General features: G+C 44.2%; 19 protein-coding genes and 1 pseudogene. 16 read left to right on the top strand and 4 right to left on the bottom strand.

Going from position 1 to position 22,429, the window contains the following annotated elements:
- Positions 1–73: 73 nt before the first annotated feature.
- Together M9196_RS04365 and M9196_RS04360 are read right to left on the bottom strand one after the other, a co-directional pair.
- Positions 74–1,027: an ADP-ribosylglycohydrolase family protein gene (locus M9196_RS04365; protein WP_250616316.1), complete on the bottom strand. Its 954-nt coding sequence runs from the start codon at positions 1,025–1,027 to the stop codon at positions 74–76.
- A gap of 169 nt (positions 1,028–1,196) precedes the next feature.
- On the bottom strand, positions 1,197–2,213 hold the full coding sequence (locus M9196_RS04360) for an OmpA family protein (RefSeq protein ID WP_250616315.1): 1,017 nt from the start codon (positions 2,211–2,213) through the stop codon (positions 1,197–1,199).
- Between the two features lie 517 nt (positions 2,214–2,730).
- On the opposite strand from M9196_RS04360, the gene M9196_RS04355 reads away from it, so the two are divergent.
- The 6 genes from M9196_RS04355 to M9196_RS04330 all read left to right on the top strand — a co-directional run bounded on the left by M9196_RS04355 (position 2,731) and on the right by M9196_RS04330 (position 8,255).
- A complete protein-coding gene (locus M9196_RS04355; protein WP_250616536.1) occupies positions 2,731–3,639 on the top strand; it encodes a DUF6279 family lipoprotein in 909 nt (302 codons plus the stop codon).
- Between the two features lie 24 nt (positions 3,640–3,663).
- Complete coding sequence (locus M9196_RS04350; protein WP_250616314.1) at positions 3,664–3,903, top strand: hypothetical protein; 240 nt, start codon at positions 3,664–3,666, stop codon at positions 3,901–3,903.
- An 87-nt stretch (positions 3,904–3,990) separates the two neighbouring features.
- On the top strand, positions 3,991–5,568 hold the full coding sequence (locus M9196_RS04345) for an NAD(P)H-hydrate dehydratase (RefSeq protein ID WP_250616313.1): 1,578 nt from the start codon (positions 3,991–3,993) through the stop codon (positions 5,566–5,568).
- Positions 5,569–6,080: 512 nt separating this feature from the next.
- On the top strand, positions 6,081–7,127 hold the full coding sequence (locus tag M9196_RS04340) for a GMP reductase (RefSeq protein ID WP_250616312.1): 1,047 nt from the start codon (positions 6,081–6,083) through the stop codon (positions 7,125–7,127).
- An 87-nt stretch (positions 7,128–7,214) separates the two neighbouring features.
- Positions 7,215–7,721 (top strand): Tn7 transposase TnsA N-terminal domain-containing protein, encoded by a 507-nt coding sequence (locus M9196_RS04335; RefSeq protein ID WP_250616311.1) that lies wholly within the window; start codon positions 7,215–7,217, stop codon positions 7,719–7,721.
- A 192-nt stretch (positions 7,722–7,913) separates the two neighbouring features.
- Positions 7,914–8,255 (top strand): hypothetical protein, encoded by a 342-nt coding sequence (locus M9196_RS04330; protein ID WP_250616310.1) that lies wholly within the window; start codon positions 7,914–7,916, stop codon positions 8,253–8,255.
- A 137-nt stretch (positions 8,256–8,392) separates the two neighbouring features.
- On the opposite strand, the pseudogene M9196_RS04325 reads toward M9196_RS04330, so the two are convergent.
- Both M9196_RS04325 and M9196_RS04320 read right to left on the bottom strand, forming a co-directional pair.
- Positions 8,393–9,543, bottom strand: a pseudogene (locus M9196_RS04325) (IS3 family transposase).
- A 309-nt stretch (positions 9,544–9,852) separates the two neighbouring features.
- Complete coding sequence (locus M9196_RS04320) at positions 9,853–10,680, bottom strand: helix-turn-helix domain-containing protein (protein WP_250616309.1); 828 nt, start codon at positions 10,678–10,680, stop codon at positions 9,853–9,855.
- Positions 10,681–10,923: 243 nt separating this feature from the next.
- Here M9196_RS04320 and rhaB point away from each other — a divergent pair, with 243 nt between their 5' ends.
- The 10 genes from rhaB to lldD all read left to right on the top strand — a co-directional run bounded on the left by rhaB (position 10,924) and on the right by lldD (position 22,331).
- Positions 10,924–12,399 (top strand): rhamnulokinase, encoded by a 1,476-nt coding sequence (rhaB, locus tag M9196_RS04315; RefSeq protein WP_250616308.1) that lies wholly within the window; start codon positions 10,924–10,926, stop codon positions 12,397–12,399.
- Between the two features lie 9 nt (positions 12,400–12,408).
- Positions 12,409–13,671, top strand: coding sequence for an L-rhamnose isomerase (gene rhaA / locus M9196_RS04310; protein ID WP_250616307.1), 1,263 nt, complete (start codon positions 12,409–12,411; stop codon positions 13,669–13,671).
- A gap of 162 nt (positions 13,672–13,833) precedes the next feature.
- Positions 13,834–14,832 carry a rhamnose ABC transporter substrate-binding protein gene (gene rhaS / locus M9196_RS04305; RefSeq protein WP_250616306.1) on the top strand — a complete coding sequence of 333 codons (999 nt, stop codon included), beginning with the start codon at positions 13,834–13,836 and terminating at the stop codon, positions 14,830–14,832.
- Positions 14,833–14,964: 132 nt separating this feature from the next.
- The gene (locus M9196_RS04300; RefSeq protein WP_250616305.1) at positions 14,965–16,470 is read left to right on the top strand and encodes a sugar ABC transporter ATP-binding protein; all 1,506 of its coding nucleotides are present in this window, start codon (positions 14,965–14,967) and stop codon (positions 16,468–16,470) included.
- Complete coding sequence (locus M9196_RS04295) at positions 16,470–17,453, top strand: ABC transporter permease (RefSeq protein WP_250616304.1); 984 nt, start codon at positions 16,470–16,472, stop codon at positions 17,451–17,453. The genes M9196_RS04300 and M9196_RS04295 overlap by 1 nt, the downstream gene beginning before the upstream one ends.
- A 20-nt stretch (positions 17,454–17,473) precedes the next feature.
- Positions 17,474–18,472, top strand: a complete 999-nt coding sequence (locus M9196_RS04290) for an ABC transporter permease (protein WP_250616303.1) — start codon at positions 17,474–17,476, stop codon at positions 18,470–18,472.
- 10 nt (positions 18,473–18,482) lie between these two features.
- Positions 18,483–18,809 (top strand): L-rhamnose mutarotase, encoded by a 327-nt coding sequence (gene rhaM, locus M9196_RS04285; protein ID WP_250616302.1) that lies wholly within the window; start codon positions 18,483–18,485, stop codon positions 18,807–18,809.
- Positions 18,810–18,844: 35 nt separating this feature from the next.
- Positions 18,845–19,669 carry a rhamnulose-1-phosphate aldolase gene (gene rhaD, locus M9196_RS04280; RefSeq protein ID WP_250616301.1) on the top strand — a complete coding sequence of 275 codons (825 nt, stop codon included), beginning with the start codon at positions 18,845–18,847 and terminating at the stop codon, positions 19,667–19,669.
- Between the two features lie 11 nt (positions 19,670–19,680).
- On the top strand, positions 19,681–20,832 hold the full coding sequence (gene fucO, locus M9196_RS04275) for a lactaldehyde reductase (protein WP_250616300.1): 1,152 nt from the start codon (positions 19,681–19,683) through the stop codon (positions 20,830–20,832).
- 359 nt (positions 20,833–21,191) lie between these two features.
- Positions 21,192–22,331 carry an FMN-dependent L-lactate dehydrogenase LldD gene (gene lldD, locus M9196_RS04270; RefSeq protein ID WP_250616299.1) on the top strand — a complete coding sequence of 380 codons (1,140 nt, stop codon included), beginning with the start codon at positions 21,192–21,194 and terminating at the stop codon, positions 22,329–22,331.
- The last annotated feature ends 98 nt before the right edge of the window (positions 22,332–22,429 follow it).

Genomic DNA, 22,429 nt, shown 5'->3' with positions numbered 1-22,429 from the left:
TCATTCAACACGTTGCTTGATCTGCGGCGTGTTGATAGGTGGTTCATGTATTATGATCGGTTGGGCATAATCATCAGCGACGAACTAATATTCGCTGGTAGTTAAGCAGCGATTTGGGTAACGCCGTTTTGTTTACCCAAGAGTTTGGAATATCCTCGGTAGCCCCTTCAAAGCACGCCCCTAACGTCGCCCCTAGCAATATCGCTCGGCCGCAGCTATCTCCCCCACACAGAATGTTCTCCCTGATCGAGGCTTCGTAACTTGTGGCGTTTAAAATAAGATGAAGCGTTAGCGGAAAGGCCGCTTCTAAGCTGCAATGCATCCCGAGCTCTTGTGCGAGACTAATCGAAGATTGAAACGTGTATTTTTCAGCTAGGGCCACTGCCTCATCGACTGTTTGAGAAAGGCCTATAGCACTGTTGATGCTCTCTCTAGGTGATTTCCCTTCAATAGCTGATCTTAATATTGCAGTTGCTCCTAATCCATATTCGACCGCTTCGGTATTGTTATTGGTAACCCGTATTGATGATTCGGCGATATCAAATAACTCTGGGTCTTGGTAATGACGAGCGACTAAAGCGGGTAACTTGGAGAGCGCTGGATTTTGTTTATCATCTGCACCAAGGTAATCGGCAAAATATCGACCTGCGTCCCACTCATGCATGTGCAGCAGTGTTTGTTTGGTTGGTTTATCGATATAACCTTGCCATCGACCCCCGAAATCGAACCAGCGACGAAAGTTATCGATATAACCATCTTCTATGTATTGCCCAGAATCAGCGATAGCATCGAGCATGGCAACCAACTGCGCACCATATTGCGAAAAGTCGCCAGGGCGTTTATTTATGTGAGCAAAATACCCGCGGTCTATATAATCTTTTGCATTTGGCGCATGGAATTCGGGTGTGCCATTAGAAAGCGTTCTAATTGAAACTTGGTCATAAAGCCAATGAAAGCCCATGGAGGCTGCATCCGCTACAAGGGCACCAGTCACAGAGTTAAGCGCTTTGTTGTTAATAGTCGTCATATTAGATCCGGAAGAAAGCAGAATGAAATAGTTAAGAAGCAACGATATCAGACAGTTTAGTGTGAAATTGGCGGTTAACCTTAATACTTGTGTTCAATCAGCACAAATAACAGCACAAAAAAGCCAGCCTCAGAGAGGCTGGCTTGTTGATACTAAGAGTGACTTAGTATCATTGTGCTTTCATTTCTTCAACTGTGTATTCAAACTCAGGTACAGTAATTTCAACTCTTCGATTCTGTGCTCTTCCCTCTTTAGTTGAATTATCAGCGATAGGATTCGCCTCACCCATACCACTCACTGTCATTCGAGAGCGCTCAATTCCTTTGGATTCTAAATATGCGGCAATGGCTTCTGCACGTTCTTCAGAAATTCTTTGGTTTAACTCTTCTGGCCCTGTGGTATCAGTGTAACCTACGATCTCAACGGTTGCTTCGGGGTGTTCAGACATGAGTGCGACCAAAGGATCAAAGTCGGAGTGTTGTGATTCGTCAAGTGTGGTGCTATTTAGTGCAAAGTTCTCTTGCCCTGAAGCTTGTTCAAATGTTTTAGTCATGACAACAGCCACGGCAGCCGTTTCTGTTGGGGCAGGTTCAACTTGCGTTGTTGCTGCAGCTGCAGCAGTTGCAGCAGCGGCGGCAGCTGCATTACCGAATGAGTAAGAGATGCCGAGCCAAAGGGTATCAACATCGGTATTAAACCAATCGTCCTTTGCATCGTTGATACGTTGGTACTCAAATCGACCGGACCACGCTGTCGCAAAGTCATACTCTACGCCGACCCCACCCATTAAAGCGGTTGCCTTGCGGTCTCCATATATAGTGTAAGCCGCACCGATTTTACCAAATACAGACCAATCATCGGTAAATGGGTAAGAAAATTTAGGTGCGAGTGTAATGGCGCTTAGGCTTTCATCTTGGAGATAACCCGAACCGTTGGAGATAAAAGAGGTTTGGTAACTTCCGATCCAATCATAGGCAAATTCGAGGGCAATATAATCGTTCCAGTCATACCCTGCGAAGTAACCAGCACTAAATCCACTGTCTGTACATTCTGCGCCTGAGATGTTACACGCGTCAGATAATTGTGAGCCCCCTAAACGGCCCCCTAAGTAAAATCCATCATCAGCCGTAACCTGAGGTACGGTCATGGCACTCATTATTGCTGCCGCTACCACTGTTTTTCTCATAACAACGTCCTTTATTGTTTCATTTGTTTTATAAGAGCATGTATCAATGATAAAAATAGTTTAGCCACTGAAATTTAGCAAAAAATAACTTAGTTTCATATGTGGTTATTTTTATTGGCATGGTTTGGCGGTCACTAAATCCCAAAGCGACGGTAAAAATAACAGGGTCACGGCAACGTTCAAAAAGGTATTGAGCAAAAAAAGCACACCTTTACATACTTGTATATTGGGCTGGGAGGCCTTTTATTTTGGGAATTTACAATGTGAATTAATGTTCTTTGGTATGAGTAAGTACGAGTGTAAAGATAAGCCGGAATTTTGTTGATAAGGCGAGACTGAAAGTAGGAACGTCAATCGCAAAGGGTAGTACTTTTCCGACATAGACAGAGCTAGAGTGAAGTAGTATATCTGCTTACAGTGCATGGCTTTTATCATCTATGATTAATATCGAAAGAGTAAAGTGGAGCATCGGATAACTGAGTGTACGGTAGTCAACGTTTGGATGGGAAAGTTGGTGATGAAGATAAAGGACGTAAAGCGAAGCATTGCAATTGGGTGTGTGTTGTTAGCAATGGTTGGTTGTGGCACCAAGTTTATTTATAGCAATTTAGATTGGATAGTCATTGAGTATGTCGATGACTATGTATCTTTGAGCCGTGGACAAGAAGAAATTTTGAGTGACAGGATTGAGTTGTTAAGCCATTGGCATAAAAAAGAAGAGTTGCCGATATACTTACGCCAACTCGACACGATACGTGAACAAGACCCTAGCAAAGTAAGTACAAGTTTTGTCGCCGCGCAAATGACCGATGTTCGAGCGCATGGGAAGCGATTAGTCGAACAGATGACGCCAGACCTGTACGCGTTAACTCAACAGCTAAGTGATGAGCAAGTCGATGAATTAGTAGCGAATTTAGCCAAAAAGGATAAGAAGTTATTAGAGAAATACCAAGGATTAGATGAGCAAGCCATTCGTTCGATTTATCAAGAACGAATAGAAAGCAGCTTTGAGCGTTGGTATGGGCAGTTAACAGACGAACATCAGAATTTGGCTTACCGCTGGTCTCAAGAGATGACGATTACGGTTATTGACTGGCAAATGCATCGCGAAAATATGCAGAGATACGTTGACCAACTTCTTCGTCGCAGGAATGACATTGCTTATTATCAACCCGAATTTCAACGTTTTATGAATGATCCTGACAGTTATTATACTGACGCACTCGTGGAAAAAATACAGAAGAACCGGGCTGTCGCTGCCCGTTATATCGCTCAGTCGTTGAACACGTTATCTAGTAAGCAACAACAACATTTAGCTCAGGAAATTGATGACTGGCGAGACATTGCAACCGATCTAATGGCGACAACGGCGTTAGACTATAGTCCTACAGCTTTGATTGTCGGTTCAGCTTACAATCGAGGTTAGAAATATGTATTAGGAGCAGGACAAATGGAAACCAGTCTATTTTTAGCGGAAAAAGGATTACTCATCGTCGGGTTATTGTTCATCTTAACGGGGATGGTGCAATACGGTCGCAGAAGTCATGACTGGAAAGGCGTTGTCACCATGTTTTATAAACGTGTTCCAATGAATGTGTCTGAATATAAGCACTATCGCCTTGGGGTTGCACTTGTGATTGCAGCCATTGTAATACGGTTTGCATTTCACATTTTTTGGCCGCAATTTTAATCGAATGATTAAAGACACAATATTACGGATTAATCTATAGGTTAGAACACGTGGATGCTGGCCAAATGTAGAGAAGGATAGAGCGAAATGCCTAATTCTCACTCCCTATCAACGCACAGTCGCGCACTCCCAAGTAGGGTCTACAGTGCCGAGACGGTGAAACTCGGAGAACGTGAGGCCGCTTCGCATGCTGGTATAGCGCTGTATACCTTAATGCAAAGAGCGGGTGATTCTGCTTTTGAATTGCTTAAATCTAGATACCCAAAACTCACGCACATTCTGGTCTGTTGCGGCAAAGGCAATAATGGTGGGGATGGGTACATTGTTGCCGCGAAGGCTCTGCAAGAAAATATCGCAGTCACGCTATGGCAAATTGGTGATCCTAACTTACTTACCGGTGACGCCCTGAAAGCTAAATGCGCTTTTCTTCAGTCGGGCGGCAATATTCATGCTCCAGGCAATCAAATTTCTGATGATGTTGACGTTATCGTTGATGCGCTTTTGGGAACTGGATTAAAAGACGCTCCTCGACCTTACTACTCACACATAATAGACCGTATCAATCAATCGCAAGCACCTGTTATTGCCATCGATATCCCGTCTGGCGTGAATGCCAATACAGGAAACGTTACGAACAATGCTGTTGAAGCATCGCATACAATTACCTTTATTGGCGTTAAATCTGGTTTAGTTACTGGCAATGCTAGGCAGTATGTCGGTGAATTAGTTTTTGCTGGGTTAGAGGTCAACCAATACTTTGATACTGTGACTCAAGCGGTTGGACAGTTAACCGACCGTCACTGGTTATCGTATTTGAGGCCCAGAAGACAAGATGCTCACAAGGGTAGCAACGGCAAGCTATTGGTGGTTGGTGGCGATGAAGGAATGAGCGGAGCGGCTTATTTTTCTTCCGCTGCTGCACTCAGAGTGGGAACTGGACTTGTTGCGACACTGTCCCATCCAAAGAGTGTGGATGTCATAAGAGCACGATTACCGGAAGCGATGGTTGTCTCAACCGTAGTGACAAAACCCCAGTGTTCAGCCGCGACCTGTACAGAAACTGCGTTTGGTGACGATGTCACAGGGCGCTTGGAATGGGCAAGCGTTGCCTGTATTGGTGTAGGGTTAGGGAGAAATGATTGGAGTAAGGCAGTTTTTGAACTGGCGGAAAGGTTCTTTTGTGACCGGCATGTGCCAAGAGTTCTGGATGCAGATGCTCTGTATTGGTTGGCCGACAGACCCCATAACGGTGATACCTCACCACGCATACTGACGCCTCACCCTGGAGAGGCTGCGAGGCTGCTGGGTGTTTCCATAGATACAGTAGAGAAAGATCGATATACAGCGAGCCGTCAACTCGTCGAGCAATATGGTGGTGTCGTCGTGTTGAAAGGGGCAGGTACGCTCATCACTAACGGTGATAAGATGGTCATTTGCCATGCCGGTAACCCAGGAATGGCGACTGGAGGTATGGGGGACGTTCTGTCGGGTGTCATAGCAGGCTTACTTGCTCAAAACTATCCAATATTTGATGCCGCTGTTTTAGGTACGCTCATCCACAGCCTTGCTGGCGATGAGAGTGCGAACGAATGTGGCGCCATTGGCATGTTAGCCAGTGATCTACTGCCGTATTTACGTAAAGCGGTGAATGCGACCCATGATTAAGTAACCAGATAATGATGTAAATACATAGGTAGCTCTAAGTTTTTTTGCCAAATTTCCATTAAATGTAGATGGATTGTTCGCTTATTGAACAGGAGGCGAGTCAAATAAAGTGCTCAGGAAGTGAGCTAATCGTTTGCTTGTTGGTTTTTTGAACAGGTGGTGAGCATTTTTAGAGACAATAATAATTAGGCTATATTTTTACTGTTGTGTTTTAAATCAATGAGTTAGCCGTTTTTTAGAGAGGGGAGTAATTGGTTTGCAATAAGCAGATTTGCAGATGTTCGAGATGGTAACACAAAAAAAAATAAAAAAGCAGTCTTGTAAGAAAAATATCCCGACCTATAATGCTGAAAACCGGAGCGTCTGCCAACGCTCCGGTTTTTTTGTGTCCGAAGAAAGGTAAATCGTCTGCCAACGAGTTATCAACGCACTATGCTTAGATGTCACTTGTGACAGTTAGACAAGTTAGGTGCCCACTGGAACGAGTACTACTAAATTAAGGAATTTACACAATGCGTATCGAACAAGAACTTAAGTTAGGCTTCAAAGATGTACTGTTTCGCCCTAAGCGTTCAACTCTTAAAAGTCGTTCTCAAGTAAATTTAACCCGCGATTTTACATTCAAGCACAGCGGTCGTCAATGGTCTGGTACACCAGTAATTGCAGCTAACATGGATTCTGTTGGTAGCTTCGAAATGGCAACTGAATTAGCGAAGCATGGCGTAATGACGGCAATGCACAAGCACTATACAGTAGAGCAGTGGGCTGAATTCGTAGAAGGTGCGGATAAAGAGACCTTGAACAAAGTGTTCGTTTCTACGGGTACTTCTGACAGAGAGTTCGAAAAAACGAAAGAAATCTTGGCATTAAGCGAAGACTTAGAATTCATCTGTATCGATATTGCTAACGGCTACTCAGAGCATCTTGTTGATTACGTTCAACGTGTACGCGCTGAATTCCCAACCAAAACGATCTCTGCGGGTAACGTAGTGACTGGTGACATGTGTGAAGAGCTTATCTTAGCAGGCGCAGACATCGTTAAGGTTGGTATTGGTCCAGGTTCTGTTTGTACTACTCGTGTTAAAACAGGTGTAGGTTACCCTCAGCTTTCTGCAATCATCGAGTGTGCAGACGCGGCACACGGCCTTGGTGGCATGATCATTGGTGACGGCGGTTGTGCATGTGCTGGTGACGTTGCAAAAGCATTTGGTGGCGGCGCAGACTTCGTCATGCTTGGCGGTATGCTAGCAGGCCACGAGCAATCTGGCGGTGAAGTTATTGAGAAAGACGGCAAGACATTCATGAAGTTCTACGGCATGTCTTCAGAAAGCGCAATGGCGAAGCACTCAGGTGGCGTTGCTAAATACCGCGCAGCAGAAGGCAAAACAGTGCTTCTTCCTTACCGTGGTGACGTGAACGATACGATTTCAGACATCCTTGGTGGTGTACGTTCAACTTGTACATACGTAGGCGCAGCAAAGCTTAAAGAGCTAACGAAGCGTACCACGTTCATCCGTGTACAAGAGCAAGAGAACAACGTTTACGGCAAAGACGCATAAGCGAAAGCTGAGCAAAATTTGTTGAAACAACCATAAATTGATATTGCTTCTTCATGGTCTAAACTTAAGTAAGTTTACGACAAAATCATGAAGAGGCAATATTATGTCTTCTCTCTACCTTCCGTTTCTACTGTCACCTTAATAGCGCTTGAAAGTGCGTTTGATAATCTTGCCCGAAACCTAACTAAGTCACGTGGGAAAAACATACACCGTTATGTCAGCGCTAAGATGGGTAAAAGAGCTACGGTAGAAACTTTTTTAGAGTGCGCTGCTTGTTATCATTTTGATTTTGAGTCCAGCATCATTCGCTTTTGTTCCCAGCCGATAAGATTTTCATACTGTCTTAATGGTAAGACCCATAACTATGTTCCAGACTTTTTAGTTCAATTTGATACCGGTGAATATACGCTGTATGAAGTAAAATCCGATATGGAGAATTCAAAGCCGGAATTTCAATGTGAATGGGAAGCAAAAGTACAAGCCGCGTTTGAGTTAGGTTTAGAATTAGAACTGGTTACAGAGGAAGAAATACTGGATAAGGTTATTTTTAGCACCTTAAGATTTTGCATCGATATGCTTCAAGAAATAAGTTGACCCACTTCCATCAAACTCTCCTTAACACCTTAAAACACAATGGTACCCAAACAGCAAAGAGTCTAGGGCTCCACGTTGGCTTAAACGGAAGAAAAATATTACCGTTCCTGTGTGATTTGGTTTCTCGAAACTTACTACAAACAACTTTAGACACACCACTATCACTTGAGTCTGAGTTCGAGTTGGGTTGTTATGCCTAAGAAATCATTTTCGAGTTTTCATCGGAAGTCGGCACTTCAGCAAGAAAAGCCTGATCCAGATGGCAGGGCTGTCGATACCAGTGATGTTGATGAAGAAACATATCGAGATATATCCGCATTTCCTGACAATATAGCCACTCAAATTACTTTTCGTCTAAGTATTCTTCGTTATTTAGCTAGTGAGTGCGAAAAAATCATTCCAAAGACTATCGAACCACATCGCGTTGCACTACAACGGTTACATGACAGGAATATTCCAAGTGCGATATCAATATACCGCTGGTGGTTAGGTTTCAAATCGTCGGGTTATAACCCAGTTAGCCTAGCTCCCTGACATAAAGACAAAGGTAATAGTAAAGCCAAAGTACCAACATTCGTTGATGCCTTGATGGAGCAAGCTGTAGAGAGAGTTATATCTGGGCGAAAAGTGCGTATAAGAAGTGATCAGCTCCAATCAGACTGGACACTTCGCTAAGCGACATTTTGCTTTTCAAAGTTCATTGGACTTAGGTACCCAAGAGCACGGTGCCTTCTCGTTCGATTATAATCAACCTCTATGTACTCGAAGATCGTTTGGCGCATCTGTTCTCTCGTCATGATCGGCTCATATTGAGTTGCTTCAACTTTCATTGAGTGGAAGAAGCTCTCAACACATGCGTTATCTCAACAGTTCCCTTTTCTAATCATACTTTGTTTTAGATTATAAACACTTATGAGGTCTCGATAGTCTTTCGAACAGTACTGACTACCTCTATCACTATGAGTAATAACATGCTCAGGGAACCCTCGACGGAATAAAGTCATCGATAAGGCATCACAGACCAGTGAGGCTGTCATTCTAGTATCCATAGACCAACCAATAACTGGCCTTGAATAAAGGTCCATAATGACAGCTAAGTACAGCCAGCCTTCGCTTGTAGCAATATAGGTGATGTCTCCCGCCCATTTTTGATTCGGAGCCGTTGCGTTAAAATCTTGAGCGAGCAAGTTCGGAGTAACAGGCATTTTATGCTTACTGTCCGTTGTACACTTAAACTTGCGTGCTGCTTTCGTTACTAAATCCTGACGTTTCATACTGGCGGCAATGGTCTTAACATTATGGTTATCACCGCTCTCCGCAAGTTCTTTCTGAATGCGTCTTGAGCCATCTCGTTCTTTACTAACGTCAAAGGCTTCCTTTACTTTGGTATCAAGCTTTTGGCGCTCTGTCTGCCGTTGAATCGCCTTGTGGCGATTTTCAACCCAATAATAAAACCCACTTCGAGAAACTCTTAACACCTTAGCCATGCGGGAAATGCTAAACTGCATCAGGTGTTCGAGCATAAATTCATAGCAATTTACTTTAGATTTTTCGCGAAGTAGGTGGCGGCCTTTTTTACGATTTCTAGCTCTTCTGCTTGCTCTGCCAACTGCCTCTTTAGCTTAGCGACTTCAACGGCCAATTCTTGTTCTCGTTGGCTAATATTCGAATTCTTCTTTGTGGCTTTTCGCCAACCGTAGATTTTAGATTCATGTAACGAGAGCTGTCTTTCGGCTGCAGCGACTCCCACTTTCTCTGCCAGCTTCAGGGTTTCTGCTTTAAATTCAGGAGAATGGATAATACGTTTTTTCTTGCTTGTCATGGTTCACCTCATTAGTGATTGTACTCACTTAACTCAGTGTCCAAAACTGCTGGTGCAGATCACCATCAAGGTACACCTCAAATAGCGACAATAGATTTTTCTAGTAATAGAATAATTGTTGAATAGTTGGATCCAATCTATTTACCAGTAAAGATGAATGCGCTTATCAAATGGTAAGCGTTTTCGATTGAAACTGCTTACTGCAAATTTGCCCCACCTTAATTGCGAGCATTATCAGTACTAGATTTTTCTATTAGGTTCAGAGTTGAGCTAGTAGCTTGGTTGAATCCATATGTGGCTAACTGGACACTATAATGGTTTTCGATAGTTGACTCTGATATCTCTTGGTTTTTTATTCAGTACTTGTTTGAATTTTGTTGAAAAATAATTGCTGTCTGAATAGCCCACGTCAAAGGCAATGTCGGTAATTGAGTGTTCAGTGTTGATGAGTAAGTACATTGCCTGTTTAGCTCGAATAAAATGCAGATACTGATTAAAACTCATTCCGGTAGCTCGTTTTATCTCTTTGGTTAGTACTCTGACAGGCAAATTGGCAAAGCAGGCTAGGGAATCAATGTTTAACGCTGAGGCATAATTATTATTGATATGAACGAGGGCCGCAATGACTCTATCATCGGGAGAAAGACGTTCGGTATCGACAATTTTTCCTCGCCAAAGCTCAACGATGAGTTGTTGAAACAGCAATTCTGACATCGCTTCAGAACTGACGTTGTTGCAATGTGATTCAAAATTTAGTCGTTCGATGATGTAGTTCACACGCTGTGCCGTTTCATCCTCGATAAACCATTCGACCGAGCCGGTCTCTGTGCTGGGTAGAAACTGGCTGAGCTGGGGACAAGATTGAAATTTATCGCGAATAAACAGTACGTTGCTTAAGAATAGATCACTGACGTTCTCAAAAAGATGGCGATCGCGTTGTGCGACAAAGCAGACATAATTTTTGCTTAGGCACATTGGTATGTCGTTGATGACATGAATGCCACTGCCATTTGAAACGATAATTATTTCTTCAAACGAATGATAATGTTCAGGAAAAGGCTCTTGGGGAGAACGAAGTTCAGTCGTTATTGAGCTTTTTGAGTTTAAGAAAAACTCATTGGGTTTGAGGTGAATCATACTTCTAGTTACTCCCTGACTAACTAATTTTATTCTAATGAAACGCCATTTTGAACTAGCTAATTATGGGGTGAGTTTAGCAGTAGAGTACAAAATATAAGCGGAAATGTTTCGTAAATGTGAATTCGATAGCTGTGCTCTTCAAATTTTTGCAATGGAAATTGAAGTAGGTGGTCTTTTTTTCAAGGTGTGGTGGCAAAGGATTGCTTAACATTGAAACATCAAGGAAAGAGGTGCACTGGTATGAAAAAGGTAGTAGCAGTCGATATTGGAGCGTCAAGCGGACGTGTGATGCTCGGCACGTACAGTGAACATCAATTGGAAATGAGTGAACTGTATAGATTCGAAAATGGTCCCGTGCTTCGAGAGCATCAAGCTTGTTGGGATGTAGATTATCTGCTGATGGAAATTAAGCATGGCATTAGGCGAGCTCTAGAAGCCGGTCATGCTATAGGTTGTATAGGTATCGATACTTGGGGCGTTGATTTTGTACTCATTGATAAAAATGGGGAAAGACTAGGAGAGGCTGTTTCCTATCGCGATAATCGCACTGAAGGATGCATGTCATCACTGGTCGACGATCTTGGGCACGATTTTATCTATAGCCGAACGGGCATCCAGTTTTTAACATTTAATACGCTGTATCAACTAGTGGCGCTAAAACAACAAAACCCAATATGGTTAGAAGACGTCGAAAAGCTGCTGTTTATCCCTGACTATTTGAGTTTTCAATTAACGGGTGTACAAAACTGTGAATATACCAATGCTTCAACCTCGCAACTGTTGAATTGCCAATCTGGCCAATGGGATGCTCAGCTCATAGAGGCTATTGGTGTACCTCAGCACTGGCTTATTGAGCCAAGTATGCCGAATCAACTTATTGGTGACTATTCTTTTTCAAACGATGCTTCTGCGCAACAATCAAAAACAGTAGCATCTATCCCTGTCGCATCGATAGCCAGTCACGATACGGCTTCTGCGATATTGGCACTACCCGTATTGGACTATGACACAGTTTATATAAGCTCTGGTACGTGGTCACTTATGGGCTTTGAAAGCCATTACCCACTTAACTCTGCCCTAGCGCAGTCGCTTAACTTCACAAATGAAGGTGGAGCCGAATCTCGCTTTAGAGTGCTAAAAAACATAATGGGCTTGTGGCTCATTCAGAATGTCCAAAAAGAGCTGATGGATTATAGTTTTGCAGAACTGGTAACGCTTGCCAAGCAATCGAAACCCTTTAGAAGTCTTATTGATCCAGACCATCCAAGCTTTCTTAATCCTAAATCTATGACCGATGCTATCTGCACTTTCTGTGCGCAAACTGACCAACCCATTCCGGCAACCCCTGGGGAGTTTGCACGCTGCATTTTTGAAAGCCTAGCGATGCAATACAAGCGGATTTGGTTGGAAATTAAGCAGATCCGAAGCGACTCGGTTAACCAGATCCATATCATTGGTGGCGGTATCCAGAATACATTCTTGAATCAACTGTGCGCGGATGCGTGTGGTGTGACAGTAAAGGTTGGACCCATTGAAGCTTCGGCCATAGGCAACGTCTGTGGACAACTCATCGCACTGGGCGAGCTAGAGAACGTAAAACACGCTCGTCAGGTGGTTTCTCACTCTTTCCCCATTGAAACCTACGAGCCCTTGCACACAGCAGAGTTCTTAGAACAGTGGAAAGAGTTTCAACGAATTAGCAACGTTAATCTATAAGGGATAGACATGATTAATAGAGAGCGAATAGAGGCGAACTATAACAACGCCAAATCTCAATTTGCCGAATTGGGCATAGATACTGAATCTGTGATGCGTCAATTGCATCAGATCCCTATTTCAATGCACTGCTGGCAGGGCGACGATGTGTCGGGGTTTGAAGATCCAGATGGTCAATTGACCGGCGGCATTCAAACAACGGGTAATCACCCAGGCAAAGCCAAAACACCAGCGCAGCTGAGGGCCGATATTGATTATGCAATGAGTTTGATTCCAGGTGAGCTGCGCCTAAATCTGCACGCCATTTATTTAGAAAGCGATCAACCTGTAGAACGTGACCAAATTAAACCAGTCCATTTTGAAAACTGGGTTAAATGGGCGAAAGAAAAAGGTGTGGGTTTGGACTTCAACCCATCGTGTTTCTCTCATGAGTTAAGTGCTGACAACCTCACACTGACTAACCCGGACGAAAAAATTCGTAATTTCTGGATCGATCACTGTATTGCCAGTCGCAAAGTCTCTGAGTACTTCGGAAAAGAATTAGGTACTCCCTCTGTTATGAACATCTGGATCCCCGATGGATATAAAGATATTCCAGCAGACCGTTTGGCTCCGCGTAAGAGATTGGCTGAGTCGTTAGACAAGATCATTGCGGAGCCGATTTCGACAGAGTTTCACAAAGACGCAGTGGAGTCGAAGCTATTTGGTATTGGCACTGAAGCTTATACCGCGGGATCAAATGAGTTTTATCTAGGGTACGCAGCGACTCGAAATGTATTGCTCTGCTTAGATGCTGGTCACTTTCACCCAACCGAAGTGGTGTCAGATAAAATTTCATCCGCTTCTCTCTATGTTGATGAATTATTGCTTCATGTAAGTCGACCGATTCGTTGGGACAGTGATCATGTCGTGATGTTGGACGATGAAACACAAGCCATTGCAAATGAAATCATCCGTCATGATCTGCTTGATCGCGTCAATATTGGTTTGGACTTTTTCGACGCATCAATCAATCGAATAGCAGCCTGGGTCATTGGTACTCGTAACATGCGCAAAGCCTTACTACGTGCACTGTTGGAGCCAACTACACAATTGAAAAAGTACGAGCTTGAAGGCGATTTTACGAGCCGACTAGCGCTACTAGAAGAGACAAAGTCATTTCCGTGGACAGCGGTTTGGGATTACTACTGCATGGATAAAGAGGTGCCTGTAGGAGTGTCATGGCTGAGCCAAGTAAAAAGCTACGAGGAGGAGGTTTTACTTAAAAGGTAATAGCGATGAAATAGCTCAATGGACGGCATTTCTAGAAAAAGACAGTTCGTCAAAATAGAGCTTGTAACAAACATAACTTGCACCGGCAAACATACATATAAAAAAATAGTCGGAAGGTCGGTGCTTTAGACGTGGAACATACTCGAAAAATGGAGTTTTAAAATGAACATCAAACGTATCCTACAAACAGCAATTCTAGCCGGTGGTTTGGTCGCCTCAGCCTATTCAATGGCAGATGATTTACGCATAGGTCTTGTGGTTAAAGCGCAAGGTATTGGTTTCTTTGAAGCAGCGCACGAAGGTGCTATGGAAGCCGCTAAAGAATTGGATGAATCAGTCAAGATTATCTATACCGGACCAGTAACACCGACAGCAGAAGGACAGATTGAGATTGTTAACTCACTGATTGCTCAACGTGTTGATGCGATTGCGATTTCAGCGAACGATACTGATGCATTGGTCCCTATTCTTAAAAAAGCGCAACAGCGTGGTATCAAGGTTGTTTCATTTGATTCTGGTGTCGCCGCACCAGGACGAGCGATACACCTTAATCCGTCAAGCAACGCTCTCATCGGGAAAATCAACGTTGAGCTAGCAGCTGAAGCTGTTAAAGCTACAAATAGTGACAAGGGTGACATCGCGATTTTAAGTGCAACGCCAACAGCGACTAACCAAAACATCTGGATTGAAGAGATGAAAAAGGTGTTGCCAGACTTCCCGCAGCTTAATCTTGTTGCAACGGTCTATGGTGATGACTTAGCGGACAAAAGTTACCGTGAAACTATGGGTCTGATCAAAACTTATCCGAACCTAAAAGCGATTGTTGCTCCGACGTCCGTAGGTATTGTTGCAGCGGCGCAGGCGGTGACAGATTCTGGAAAAAATGGTGAGATCTTTGTAACGGGTCTAGGATTACCTTCTGAGCTTGCTGGTCACGTAAAATCAGGAGCAGTGAAGAGCTTTGCCATTTGGAATCCGATTGACCTTGGTTACGCCGCCACCATGATCTCGTACAACCTAGTAAAAGGTGATGCAACAAGTGCAGAAGTTGAAATGGGACGCATGGGTGTAGCTAAGTTAGATGCCGAGGGCAATGCCGCAATGGCTGCACCGTTTATCTACAACCAGTCGAACGTAGACAAGTTTGCGAAAATCTTCTAACCCATAGAGATTTTTCTAACCAGCGTTTTTCCTAATTACTAGAAAGGTAAGTAAAGCATAGGCTTGGCAGGCCACACTCTATAGATACGAGGAACGGAGTGCCGGTCTATGCTTTCGAACAAAGGCATAGTTATGTCAGAAGTAAAACCAATCTTTTCGCTACGAAACATCAGCAAGCATTTCCCAGGTGTGAAAGCGCTCGACAATGTTCAGCTCGATTTATATCCAGGCCAAGTGACAGCTTTAGTCGGTGAAAATGGAGCTGGTAAATCTACTTTAGTTAAAGTCATGACCGGCATCCATCAGCCCACTGATGGAAAATTGATCCTCAATGGTCAAGAGGTAAAGCTAGATACCCCGGATGAAGCGCGCAAGCTGGGGATCACTGCCATTCACCAAGAGACAGTGCTATTTGACGAACTCAGCGTCGCAGAAAACATCTTTGCGGGTCACTACATGACGCATCCGTCTGGCTCTCTAGATTGGAAGGGGATGGAAGCAGAATCAACGCGGATACTAAAAGAAATTGATGCTCTATTGAACCCCAAAAAATTACTTAAAGAGTTGAGTATCGGACAAAGACACATGGTGGCTATTGCACGTGCACTGTCCTTTGAAGCCAGTGTGGTTATTTTAGATGAGCCCACCGCAGCTCTGTCTCACCGAGAAATTGAAGACTTTTATGGCATCGTTCGCCGCTTGCAGCAGAAAGGCTGCGCGATCATGTTTATCAGTCATAAATTCGATGAAATTTACACCATAGCAGACAGGTTCACTGTATTTAGAGATGGCTGCTATGTTGATAATGGCTTGATTGCCAATGTAGAAGAGTCCGACCTTGTCGCCATGATGGTCGGTCGCACCATTGAAAATGCTTACCCCAAGGTCGATGCAGAAATCGGCGCTAAAGTGGTTGATATCAAAAACTACAGCCACCCAACAGAATTTGACGACATCAGTTTTAATCTTCGGCAAGGAGAAATTCTTGGGTTCTATGGCCTCGTCGGAGCTGGTAGAACTGAACTGATGCAATCTCTTTATGGTGTCACCAAAAAATCGTCTGGAAGCATAGAAATCGATGGAAAAGTGGTGTCGATAAAATCACCACACGATGCGATCAAAGCGGGCATCGTTTACGTCCCTGAAGAGCGTCAAAGTCAAGGTGCGGTGCTCGAATTTCCTATTTACCAAAACATTGGCTTACCCCAACTCGATACGGTCCATCCCAATGGTTTTTTGAACGATGACAAAGAGTACGATCTCGCTGAGCAGTATGCCAAACGATTGAGAGTTAAAGCTCCGAGTTGGCATGAAAAAGTAGAAAACTTATCCGGTGGTAATCAGCAAAAAGTGGTGATAAGTAAATGGTTAGCCACACGTCCTAAGATCATCATTTTGGATGAACCAACCAAGGGCATTGATATTGGTTCGAAGGCAGCGGTCCATGAGTTCATGTCTGAGTTAACCGGCGCTGGACTGGCCGTAATCATGGTGTCGTCAGAATTACCTGAAATAATGGGTATGGCTGACCGAATCATTGTGATGCGTGAGGGCTTACAAGTACAAGAATTTACGCGAGATGACTTTACAGCCGAAAGACTGGTTAGCGCAGCAACTGGCGTGACGGGAGGCGTATAATGAAAGATATATTAAAAAATAGAGAGGCACAATTAGCTGTTGTTGTGGTTGCCTTATTATTCACTATTGGGTTCATCATACCTGAGTTCTTAGCGTTCAATAATATGCTAAACGTATACAACGACACCTCTATTCTGATTATTTTAGCATTAGGGCAGATGCTGGTGATTATCACCCGTTGTATCGATTTGTCAGTGGCAGCCAATGTGGCTTTAACGGGCATGGTAGTGGCGACGATTAATAGTGTTTACCCAGACTTTCCAGTACCTGTAATCATCTTGATTGGTGCAGCCTTGGGAACCGTGCTGGGCATGATTAATGGCTTATTGGTTTGGAAAATGGGGATCCCAGCGATAGTTGTGACTTTGGGCACGATGAGTATTTATCGAGGCGCTGTGTTTCTGATAAGTGAAGGTGCGTGGATCAATGCGCACCAGATGAGTGAGACCTTCCTAAAAATTCCCCGAACAGAAATTCTAGGTTTACCTCTGCTTGGCTGGGCATCCATCATTGCCATTGCGGTTATGTATTACTTCACGAAACATCGTCAACTAGGCCGAAAAATCTACGCTGCGGGCAACAGCCCAACAGCTGCCTATTACATTGGTGTCGATGTGGGTAAGAAACAGTTTATCGCGTTCACTATTTCGGGTTTGTGCGCAGGTGTTGCAAGCTACCTTTGGATTTCTCGTTATGCCGTCGCTTACGTCGACATTGCCAATGGCTTTGAGCTTCAGGTCATCGCCGCTTGTGTTATCGGAGGGGTTAGTATCGCTGGGGGGACTGGCACGGTTATTGGATGCGTGCTTGGTGCGCTGTTCCTAGGGATCATCAACAATGCTCTACCTGTCATTGGTGTCTCTCCTTTTTGGCAAATGGCTATTTCTGGCGCTGTGATCATAATCGCTGTTGTTGCTAACTCTCGTTCCGAAAGAAAGCTAGGTCGAATTATATTGCGTAAAGCTGTACAGGAGGCGTCGTAATGAACACAAGGATGTCAAAAATGGAAAGTATTAATAACCAACCCGTCAATAATCAGGGTGAAAATAATAAAGCACTACCTAGATGGCTGTTTTCTTGGGAGTCGTTTCTCTTTGCTACGGTAGTGTGTGTATTTATTATTAATAGCTTTGCATCACCATATTTTCTAGACCCTTGGTCGTTATCTGATGCAACCTTCAATTTCTCTGAGAAGGCTATCATCGCTTTACCGTTGGCGTTGGTCATTATTGTCCGAGAAATTGATATTTCTGTAGCGTCAATTATTGCCTTGAGTTCAACAGCAATGGGTTTTGTTGCTGAAGCGGGTGCGGGGGTTCTACCTATTTGCTTAGCTGGAATGCTAGTGGGTGTTCTATGCGGCTTATTTAATGGATTGTTGGTCACACGATTAAACATACCTTCTATTGTGGTGACGATAGGCACCATGAGCCTATTCAGGGGTATTACCTACATATTGCTCGGTGATCAGGCACTTAAAAACTATCCAGAGTCTTTTGCTTACTTTGGACAAGGGTATGTGGTCTGGGTATTGGGTTTTGAGTTTGTCGGTTTCTTGATTTTAGCCGTCGTATTTTATGTTTTGCTGCAGCGAACTAACTTTGGCCGCAGAACTTATGCCATCGGCAATAATCCAACCGCGGCGTTTTATTCTGGAATAAATGTTGCTCGGCACAAATTGATTCTATTCACCCTTGTTGGGCTATTTTGCGGTATTGCCTCAATCATGTTGACATCTCGCTTAGGCAGCACCAGACCAACCATCGCTTTAGGTTGGGAGCTTAATATCATCACTATGGTGGTGTTAGGTGGTGTGAGCATATTAGGCGGGTCGGGCACCATCATCGGTGTAGTGATGTCTGTCTTTCTTATGGGATTGGTGACCGTTGGTTTAGGACTGTTAAACGTCCCAGGAATTGTGATGTCTATCATTATCGGTGTCATGCTGATCAGCGTTATCGCGCTACCAAAAATCATTAACTTATTGAAAAAAAATAAGTAAGGAGATGGCTATGAGCGAGGGAATCATCAGAAAGGCGTTCAAAATGTCTGTTTATAAAGATTGTCATCAAATCTATAAGCAAAGGCACGATGAAATATGGCCTGAATTGGCGTTGGCTTTAAAAGAAGCAGGCGCGCGACATTACTCAATATTTTTAGACGAAGAGAGCTCGACGCTTTTTGCTTACGTCGAAATTGAAAGTGAACAGCGTTGGGCACAGGTATCGAAAACACCCGAGTGCCAAAAGTGGTGGTTATTCATGAAAGACATCATGGAAACCAACTCTGACAACTCCCCTAAATCTAGCGAATTAGCTCAGGTCTTTTACTTAGCCTAATTCAGTTTTCCGTTTTCTAAACTTTGGACAATACAATGAGACACATAGAGCTAAATGAATTGGTAATTAAAGAAATCGCAAAAGTGACGGAAGTCGGTACCTACCTGTGGCAAAGAGAGTGGGCTGAACGCAATGGTGGCAACATTTCGGTAGACCTTACTGAAGTTTTTGGTGACGCCCCTGAGGATCTTACTGCGTTCCCCCATTGTTCGCTTCAATCTGTAGGAGAGTTTTCATTTCCTAAAGAGAGTGCCGGTCATATCTTTTTTGTAAAAGGTACTGGTGAGCGAATTCGCGAGCTTACCACACCTCAAGATGCAGGTTGTGTGTTGCGCATTGACGATGAAGCGAAAGGGTATCACTTACTTTGGGGGGGACGTGGTCAGCCAGATTACTCACCAACCAGTGAATTTATTTCTCACGTTGAAATCATCATCGCAAAGCAAAAACAAGGCTCTTCTGATCGATGTGTTGTGCACACGCATCCGCTCGAATTAATCATGTTATCGCATCACCCAGACTATGTGCACAGTGATCAAGCTTATACCCAAGCGTGTTGGCAAATGCTGCCGGAAGTCCGTGCTTTCGTTCCCCGGGGGATTGGTGTTGTGCCTTACTGCATGCCTGGTAGTCAGCAAATAGCAGATGGTACTCGTGAAAAGCTGATGCACGCTGATGTTGCGGTTTGGGAAAAACATGGCGCCGTTGCAACGGGACGCGATGCTTTGGAAGCCTTTGATTATATTGATGTTGCCAACAAAGGTGCAAAACTGTTTTTGGGCTGTTTGGCAAGCGGTTTCATTCCTCAAGGAGTGAGCGAAAAGGATATGCAAGATCTTAAAGAAACGTTCAATTTATAGGAGTATTAACTATGGTATTTGCATTGAATTTACCCCGACTTAGCTTTACAGGGGCAGGTGCAATCACGGATGCAGTTCAAGTTCTTAGTGAGCAAAAGTTAACCAAGCTGATGTTAGTCACTGATAATAATTTGGTTGAATTAGGCGTGCTTGATGGCCTCTTTGAAGAGCTCAAAAGCCAATCGCTGGACTATGTGCTGTTTGATAAGGTGACCCCCAACCCAACAGCCAGTTTGGTGCGAGCAGGGCATAAAGTGTACTTAGAGCAGGGGTGTGATGGCTTTATTGCCGTTGGAGGTGGCAGTCCAATGGATTGCTGTAAAGCAATCAGAGCGATGGTTGCCAATCCAGGCAAAGACATTTGTGATTTTGATGGTGTTGGAAAGGTACTTCGAGATGGTGCTTATTTTGTTGCCATCAATACCACGGCGGGCACGGCGGCTGAGATGACCTCTAATTCGGTCATTACCGATGAAGATAGAAAAGTCAAAATGGTGATCATCGATTCACATCAAATTCCAGATATAGCGGTCAATGATGCAAATCTAATGGTCGGATTACCCGCTCATGTTACTGCTGCAACCGGTATGGATGCGCTGACGCACGCTATTGAAGCGTATACGACAGTCGGTGCGCATACGCTGACGAATCCAACCGCGCTTGAAGCGATAAAGATCATCACTCAGTGGTTACCTATAGCGGTTGAAGATGGCAACAATATCGAGGCGAGAGAGCAGCTAGCTTGTGGTCAGTTCTTGGCTGGGATGGCGTTTAATAGCGCAGGCTTAGGATTGGTTCATGCTATGGCGCATCAGCCTGGTGCGACGCACGATTTGCCTCACGGTGTATGCAATGCAATATTGCTGCCTTACATCTGTGAGTATAACGCAGCGTATGTTCCTGAGCGTTTCAAAACCATTGCCGAAGCGATGATGGGGACGTCACTGGATATGAGCGATAAAGATGGTGCCGAACTGGCTATTCGACTTATCCGAGATTTATCGGAAAGAGTAAAAATCCCTACTGGGTTCAGCCATTTGGGAATTAAAAATGCTGACATTAGCGGATGGATAGATAAAGCGATGGCCGATCCCTGTATTGGAGGTAACCCTCATCAGCCGACACCTAAAGAAGTCGAAGAGCTGTATATGGCAGCGATGTAATCAAACCGCTATTTAGGTTGCTTCTCCGTTCACGACCCATCAATACTACCTGATGGTCACTCTGACTAAACTCACTCAAAAGCTCGCTCCTATGCGGGCTTTTTGTTGTCTATCATGTGTCCTTTTTGTTGCGCATATGTGAGCTCTGGGGTGGCTTTCTTGATGAAATTGCCCTCAAATGCCAAAAGTAAGGTGGTTTTTTAAAGGTTTGAAGGCGCGCAGATGCTTATTATCTAATTAGATGTTAATCAACCGTTAACACCTTGATGGGTAGGGTTGATGAATATACAGACGCTACCAATGAGCATTTGCCTTAATTAAGCAATGTTAACCCCACTTACTTTGGGAAATATACAAATATGGTCATCTCTTCACCCTCAGATTTTCGTCAAGCTGCAAAGTCAAAATTGCCTCAGTTTCTGTTTGATTATATTGACGGAGGTGCCAACCAAGAGCAAACCATGCAGAGAAACACCGAAGCCCTGCAACAAGTGCGCCTGAGACAAAATGTACTTCGTGATATGTCCAATCTCGATGTTTCTATTGATCTGTTTGGTGAAAAGCTAGACCTACCCATCGCTTTGGCGCCAGTTGGGATCACTGGAATGTATTCTCGTCGCGGTGAAGTGCAAGCCGCTCAAGCCGCCGCTCAAAAGGGTATTCCTTTTACTTTATCGACCGTTTCAATATGTCCCATTGAAGAGGTTGCACCCGCAATACGGCGACCAATGTGGTTTCAGCTTTACGTGCTAAAGGATCGTGGCTTCATGAAAAGTGTCTTAGAGCGCGCGAAAGCGGCAGGGGTGACAACATTAGTTTTTACGGTTGATATGCCAGTGCCAGGTGCGCGTTACCGTGATAAGCATTCGGGTATGAGCGGTAAACACGCTCCGGTACGTCGAGTTCTGCAAGCGATGACTCATCCTGATTGGGCGATCAATGTTGGACTTCGCGGTAAGCCCCACGATCTAGGAAATATTTCAGTATACCGAGGAAAAACGACCAGTTTAGATGACTATATTGGCTGGCTAGGTGCTAATTTTGACCCGTCGATTTCTTGGAAAGACCTAGAGTGGATCCGAGAGTACTGGGATGGACCCATGGTCATAAAGGGGATTCTAGACAATCAGGATGCGAAAGATGCTGTGCTATTTGGAGCCGATGGCATTGTCGTGTCCAACCACGGGGGAAGACAACTTGACGGTGTGCTTTCAACGGCAGAGGCGTTACCTCGCATTGCGGACTCGGTCAGTGGTGAGATTAAGCTATTGGTTGACTCTGGCATTCGCAGCGGTCTCGATGTCGTGAAGATGTTGGCACTTGGCGCTGATTGCTCATTAATAGGACGCTCTTATGTCTATGCATTGGCCGCTAAGGGCGAAGAAGGTGTTAAGGAACTACTGGGGCTTTACGAGCAAGAAATACGTGTTGCCATGACGCTCACTGGAGCCAAATCGATTTCTGAAATAGCGCAACACTCCCTTTATAACCACAAATAATTCGGATTAGTAGAACGCCACGCAGACTAAGTGGCTAACTATTAATAATCAGTAGATAAGCATCAGTTAAAACAGCAAGGCCAATGTGCGACGAAACG

Origin of the sequence: Vibrio methylphosphonaticus, from assembly GCF_023634655.1 — a bacterium.
GTDB lineage: Bacteria > Pseudomonadota > Gammaproteobacteria > Enterobacterales > Vibrionaceae > Vibrio > Vibrio methylphosphonaticus.
Note: the sequence above shows the minus strand (reverse complement) of the source record. Positions and strands in the feature narration are given on the sequence as shown.